The sequence below is a fragment of the Streptomyces sp. NPDC054956 genome (genome assembly GCF_053609185.1).
In genome coordinates this window covers 1-5,556 of record NZ_JBSGXB010000418.1, presented here as the reverse complement: position 1 = coordinate 5,556, position 5,556 = coordinate 1, and the positions used below count along the sequence as shown (strand labels likewise).

Genomic DNA, 5,556 nt, shown 5'->3' with positions numbered 1-5,556 from the left:
GTCTGGGGCGGAGCCCCGGGGAACGGGCGAAGGGCGGGTGGGGGACAGCCCCGCAGGGACGGGTCAGTCGTCCGACGGGAGGACGTCCCCCGGGTCGAGGGCGTCGTCCCCGTCCAGGGACTTCATCAGCCGGTCGCGCTCGACCTCGTCCAGCGGGACCGGGGTCACGTCCACCGCGTCCGTCAGCCGGCGGAACCCGCCCCGCCGCTGCAGGCGGCCACTGACCCGGATCGGGAGACCCACCAGGTGCGCGTGGCCCGCCACCCGGTACGACTCCTCGTCGAGCACGACCCGGATGTACGGGATCTCCGCCCCTGCCAGCACCCGCAGCCGGACCGTACCCCCGCCGCCGGGGGCGGACCGCCTCATCCGGACCACCGCACCCGCCACCCGCACCGGCACCGCCGGCTCGTCCCGCGTGTAGCGCGCGGCCGCCTCCCGGAGCACCGGCAGGTCGCCGGGCGAGAACTCCACCGGCTCCGGCCGGGCCGCGCAGCCCGCCGGTACACCGGCCGCCGGAGCCCAGGCGAGCGCGACCCGGGCTCCCTCCGAGCCGCGGACCAGCGCGATGAGGGCCTCGGCGAGCTCCCGGCTGACCCCGGCCTCGACCGCCGCGTCGAAGGCCTCCATGCCGCCGGTGGCCCGCTGGTAGTCCACGGCCTCCCGGGCGGCGTGCAGCGCGTGGTGCAGCCGGGTCATGGTGCCGCGCCCCCCGTCCACGGGGACGTAGGCGGTGAGCCGCCGCCCTCCCGGAGCGGGCCCGACCAGCACCCCGTCCAGCGCGCGCTCCGCCTGTCCCCGGTGCCGGGCGCCGTAGTACCCGGCCCTGGCCCGGTCGGCGAGGGCGCCCGCGAGGAGCAGCTGGCGGGCGGCCGAGCGCAGCTGTTCCTGCGCGGTCCAGTCGGCCTCGCCCCGGAGTCCGTACGCACCCTGCGGGATCTCGCGGTCCCAGCGGATCTCGTCGCTCGGCACGCTGAGCCCGTAGAGCACCTCGCGCGCCGAGGGCAGCCCACTGCGCGACAGCGCGGTGAGGGCCTCTTCCAGGAGGTCGGCGCAGTCGGGGAAGGCGCGGCTCTCGGGGACGAGGAGGCTCGGGCCGCCGCCACCCGTCGAGTAGGGGGCGGGCGGCGTCCAGCGTCCGTACCGGCCGGCCGCTCCGCCGCGGCGCAGCCAGCCGTGCCGGTGCAGCAGCGCGCCCAGCACGAGCGGATCGACCTGCGCGGGGTCGGGTGCGCCGGCCCCGAAGTCCGGGGACGGGAGCGGCTCCAGGTGCGGTGACTGCCAGTTCATCAAGGTGTCCCTCCCGACCCGACCCGGGTCATGATCTCGCAGAGTGCCCGGTCGTCGAAGATCCGCGCGGTCGGGATCCTGACGGTGGTGCGGCGGCGGCCGGTGACGGGCTGTCCGGCGAGATTGGTCCAGTAGCAGCAGTGCCGCAGGTCGAGGCGGTCGTGTCCGGCGCTCAGCCACTGATCGCGCTCACGGGGCACGAGCATCACGACGAGGATCTTGTGCACGGCGACCGGGGTGCGGGCGAGCTTCACCAGGTGCTCGTTGTCGAGCGTGAAGCCGAAGGTGGGCCCGGCCGGTCTGGGCGGTACCTGGTAGGTCGCCTTCAGCTGCACCTTGATGGTCACCTCGTCGTCGACGACGTGCTCGGGCGCCCCGTGGCTGACGTGCCAGTCGATGCCGTTGTCCGGGAAGGGCTGGGAGAGCGAGCAGCCGGCCGCGGCGGCGACGGCGTGCAGGTATCCCACCTGAAGGGTTTCCATACAGGCGGTGGTGGCGAGTGTGCCGCGCAGCGGTCCGTTCCGCGGGTCGGTCAGCGGATCGATCTGCAGCGCCGGCACCCCGCCCGGTTCGGGCTGCGCGAGCGCCATGGCCGGCTCCCCATGCCTTCCGGGCTGTGACGTTCAGGCGGCCGTGCCGGGCCGCGTCAGGTCCGTATCAGGGTGCGGGGTTGACGACCGGTCATGTGTGCGGTCCCCCACTGGAGTTGTCTCCGCAGTCGGCGTGCCGCAAACGGCGTACGGGGCAAAGAGCCCGGGTATCACCGATTCGGGCGAGGGTGGCGGGTCCTGAGGCTGCGGTGCCCGGGTGCGCCCCATCTGCCGACGGGTGACGAGGAGTTCGCCATGACACGCTGGTACGAGGGCCCGCTGGCCGCATTCGACACGGAGACGACCGGGGTGGACGTGGAGCGGGACCGGATCGTGTCCGCCGCTCTCATCGTGCAGGAGTGCGCGGGCGGCCGGGTCCGCTCGACGCGCTGGCTGGTCAATCCCGGCATCCCGGTACCTCCGGGGGCCACGGAAGTGCACGGTCTGACCGATGAGCACCTCCAGCGCAACGGGCGGTGGCCCGCGCCGGTGGTGGAGGAGATAGCCCGCGCGCTCGGGGAGCAGCAGGTCGCCGGCCGGCCGGTGGTGGTGATGAACGCGCCGTTCGATCTGACGCTGCTGGACCGGGAGTTGCGCCGGCACCGGGCGTCCTCGCTGGCGCGGTACCTGGACAACCGGCCGCTGACGGTGCTCGATCCGCGGGTGCTCGACAAGCACCTGGACCGCTACCGCAAGGGGCGGCGGACGCTGACGGACCTGTGCGCGCACTACGGGATAGAGCTGGAGGGGGCCCATGACGCGGGGGCGGACGCGCTGGCCTCGCTGGAGCTCGTACGGGCGGTGGGACGCCGGTTCGCGAGCCGGCTGGAACGGCTGACCCCGGCGGAGCTGCACACCCTGCAGCAGGTGTGGCACGCCGCCCAGGCGCGGGGGCTGCAGGCGTGGTTCGCGCGGCAGGGGACGCCGGAGCCGGTCGATCCGCACTGGCCGCTGCGCCCGGAACTGCCGGCGGCCGCGTAGCGCGCGCGGTCCGAGGACGCACCGCGAACGTCCGGGAAATGCGGAAGGCCGGTCCGTCATGAGACGGACCGGCCTGTCCCGGTGGGCGATACTGGGATCGAACCAGTGACCCCTTCGGTGTGAACGAAGTGCTCTCCCGCTGAGCTAATCGCCCGGGAACGGACTGAACAATACAGAAGGCCCGGGGCTCGTTCAAACCGCTTCCCTTCCGGCGGCCAGATGCGCGGCCAGTCCGCGCCGGCCGGCCCGCATCATCAGGGCGTGGTTGAGCCGGAACACGGGCCTCCCGGGCAGCGACAGCCACCGCATGAGGGGGCTGCGCACTTCGACCTCCTGCTCGTAGAGGGCCCGCGAACCGCCGGCCCGGGAGCGGACGGTCCACCGCGCCCACCCTTCGAGGTCTCCGCCCAGGGCGACCTCCAGCACCCCGCGCACGGGGTCCCGCAGGAGTTCGGCGGCGCTCACGCGCAGCGTGCAGGGAAGGGCCGAGCGGATGAGGGCCGTACCGCTGCGCTCGTCGCCCGCCGGGGCGACCGCTCGGACCTGCGGCCACCACAGGGGGTAGGACTCCGGGCGTTCCAGGGCGGCGTAGACGCGGGCGGCCGGGGCGTCGAGGTCCCACACGCTGCGGAAGCGGTAGCGGGTCCAGGGCTCGCGGGGGCCGGGCGTACGGATGCTGCGCGGACTGCGTGGCCTGTCGCTGCTTCGGTCCATGCGTCCAGTCTGGCGCGCGGCGGGCTCCCGGCGGGGTACTCAGACGGGACTCACCCGGATCTGAGTACCCGCGCCCATGTCCTGACGGCGTGACGGGCGCCACACTCCGAACCATGGAGATCCCCCTGCCGCCGGCCGAAGAGCTGGTGCTCATCGACCGCGAACTGGTCCAACTCGACGCCCGGCGCCACTATTTGCTGAGCCGGCGGGAGTGGCTGCTGCGCGTGCTGCACGGGCAGGCCCCCTTGGCCTGGGGCGCCGCCGCCCAGCAGGCCCGGCCGGTCCGCCCGGAGCGGCTCCAGGGCGGCGCGGAGGCCTCCGCGCCGAGCGCGCAGAACGTGCTGCTGATCCTCGGCGCGGTGCTGCTGGCCGTGGCGGCGCTGGCGTTCACGCTGGTCAGCTGGGGTTCCCTGGGCATCGCCGGGCGCGGTGCGGTCCTCGCCGTGGTCACGGCGGCAGCGCTGGGCACGCCCGCGCCGCTGCTGCGCCGGGGGCTGCGCTCGACCGCCGAGGCGGTGGCCTCGGTCGGTCTGCTGCTGACGGTGCTGGACGCGTACGCGCTGTACTCGACCGTCCTGTCGGAGCTGGACCCCGTGGCGTACTCGGCGGGGGCGGCCGCGGTGCTGGCGGCGCTCTGGGCCGGGTACGGCACGGCGCTGGTGCGGCTGCGGATCCCGCTGCTCGCGGCGCTGCTGGCGGCGCAGTTCCCGCTGATGCTCGCGGCGCTCGCCGCCGGGGCGACGGGCCTGGACCAGGGCTGGGCGCTGCTGGCGACGGCGGCCCTGGACGCCGGGCTGGTCCTGCTGCGCCCGGGACGCCTGTCCCCGTGGGCCGCGGCGGCGGGATCTCTGGTGGGCGCCATGGCGCTCGTGACGGCCCTGGCGGAGTCGGCGTGGGCGGACTCGGCGGGGATGGCGGTGGGTTCGTCGGTGCTGCTGGCGGCCGCGGCCGTACTGGCGGTGGCGGTGGCGTGGCGGGCGTCCCGGGCGGCCACGGCCCTCGCGGTGGTCGGCGGTCTCGCGGCGGTGGCGGCGCTGGGCGGGCTGCCCGCGCCGGAGCTGGGCGCGCGCTGGGCGCCGGTGGGGTACCTGGTGGTGGCACTGGCCCTGCCGGCCGCCCTGCGGGTGCCCGCGCTCCCCGCTCCGGTCCGGCGCGGGCTCGCCTGGGCCGGTGCGGGGGTGGCCGTCTTCGAGGCGGCGCTCTGCGTCGTGTGGGTGGCGACGGTGCTGGCGGGCCGGCTGCGGGTGCTGACCGAGGTGTGGTCGGCGACGACCCCGCGGGCGGCCGAGAACACCGCGGGACCGGCGCCCCTGGTGGCGCTGCTGCTGACGGCGGCGGCGGCCGCGTGGTGGCTGGTCCGCGCGCTGCCGGGGCGCGCGGAGCCGGGGGTGGCGGCGGTGGTCCTGGGCTGGTCGGCGCTGTTCACGGCTCCGGCGGTGCTCGGCCTGCCCCCTGGCGCGGTCCTCGCGGCCCAGCTCGCGGTGACGTCGGCGGCGGGAGCGCTCGCGCTGCGGTCCACGGCGGTCGGCGCCGGCCGGGGAATCGCGGCGGTCGGCGCCGGGCCCGGGATCGCGGCGGGCGCGTGCGCGCTGGCCGGGGCCGGGAGCGTGTCCGTGGCGGCCCTGGACGGCCGGCTGGCCACCTTCGCGGTGTTCGGGCTGCTGGGGGCGGCCTGCGCGGCGGGAGCGGCGTACAGGCCCGGCCCGGCGTGGGCCCGCGCGGGAGCGGCGGCGCTCGCCGTCGGGTACGCGGCGCTGCTGATGGTGGCGCTGGGCGCGCTGGCTGACCCGCCGACGGCCTGGCTGGCACCGCCGGTGCTGCTGGTCCCCGCGGCGGTGGCCGCGTTCGGGCCGCGGCTCGGCTCCGTACGGATCCCGGCGGAGATCGCGGCGGCCGCCGCGGGGCTCCTCCCGGTGGCGCTTGCCACCGGGGACGCTCCGGTGCTCGCCCTGGTCCTGGCGCTGGCCGGTGTGGTGTGCGC

The 5,556-nt window shown here is 76.2% G+C and carries 5 protein-coding genes and 1 tRNA gene; 2 read left to right on the top strand and 4 right to left on the bottom strand.

The features are described from left to right. Positions 1-63: 63 nt before the first annotated feature. A complete protein-coding gene (locus ACWGDE_RS35630; RefSeq protein WP_453393216.1) occupies positions 64-1,290 on the bottom strand; it encodes a hypothetical protein in 1,227 nt (408 codons plus the stop codon). After that, complete coding sequence (locus ACWGDE_RS35625; protein ID WP_453393215.1) at positions 1,290-1,880, bottom strand: DUF4365 domain-containing protein; 591 nt, start codon at positions 1,878-1,880, stop codon at positions 1,290-1,292. Before ACWGDE_RS35625 ends, ACWGDE_RS35630 begins: the two co-directional genes overlap by 1 nt. A gap of 255 nt (positions 1,881-2,135) precedes the next feature. On the opposite strand from ACWGDE_RS35625, the gene ACWGDE_RS35620 reads away from it, so the two are divergent. Further along, positions 2,136-2,861, top strand: coding sequence for an exonuclease domain-containing protein (locus tag ACWGDE_RS35620; RefSeq protein ID WP_453393214.1), 726 nt, complete (start codon positions 2,136-2,138; stop codon positions 2,859-2,861). 82 nt (positions 2,862-2,943) lie between these two features. Here the strand turns inward: ACWGDE_RS35620 and ACWGDE_RS35615 are convergent. Next, positions 2,944-3,015: transfer RNA gene (locus ACWGDE_RS35615), tRNA-Val, on the bottom strand. A 38-nt stretch (positions 3,016-3,053) separates the two neighbouring features. Beyond that, complete coding sequence (locus ACWGDE_RS35610) at positions 3,054-3,575, bottom strand: SRPBCC family protein (RefSeq protein WP_453393213.1); 522 nt, start codon at positions 3,573-3,575, stop codon at positions 3,054-3,056. A gap of 113 nt (positions 3,576-3,688) precedes the next feature. Between ACWGDE_RS35610 and ACWGDE_RS35605 the strand changes: the two genes are divergently transcribed. Continuing rightward, a partial coding sequence (locus ACWGDE_RS35605) for an SCO7613 C-terminal domain-containing membrane protein (RefSeq protein WP_453393212.1) occupies positions 3,689-5,556 on the top strand: 1,868 nt, incomplete at its 3' end.

Coding starts and splice junctions, on each gene's coding strand:
- ACWGDE_RS35630 (WP_453393216.1), bottom strand. CDS start 1,290: ATGAACTGGCAGTCACCGCACCTGGAGCCGCTCCCGTCCCCGGACTTC.
- ACWGDE_RS35625 (WP_453393215.1), bottom strand. CDS start 1,880: ATGGCGCTCGCGCAGCCCGAACCGGGCGGGGTGCCGGCGCTGCAGATC.
- ACWGDE_RS35620 (WP_453393214.1), top strand. CDS start 2,136: ATGACACGCTGGTACGAGGGCCCGCTGGCCGCATTCGACACGGAGACG.
- ACWGDE_RS35610 (WP_453393213.1), bottom strand. CDS start 3,575: ATGGACCGAAGCAGCGACAGGCCACGCAGTCCGCGCAGCATCCGTACG.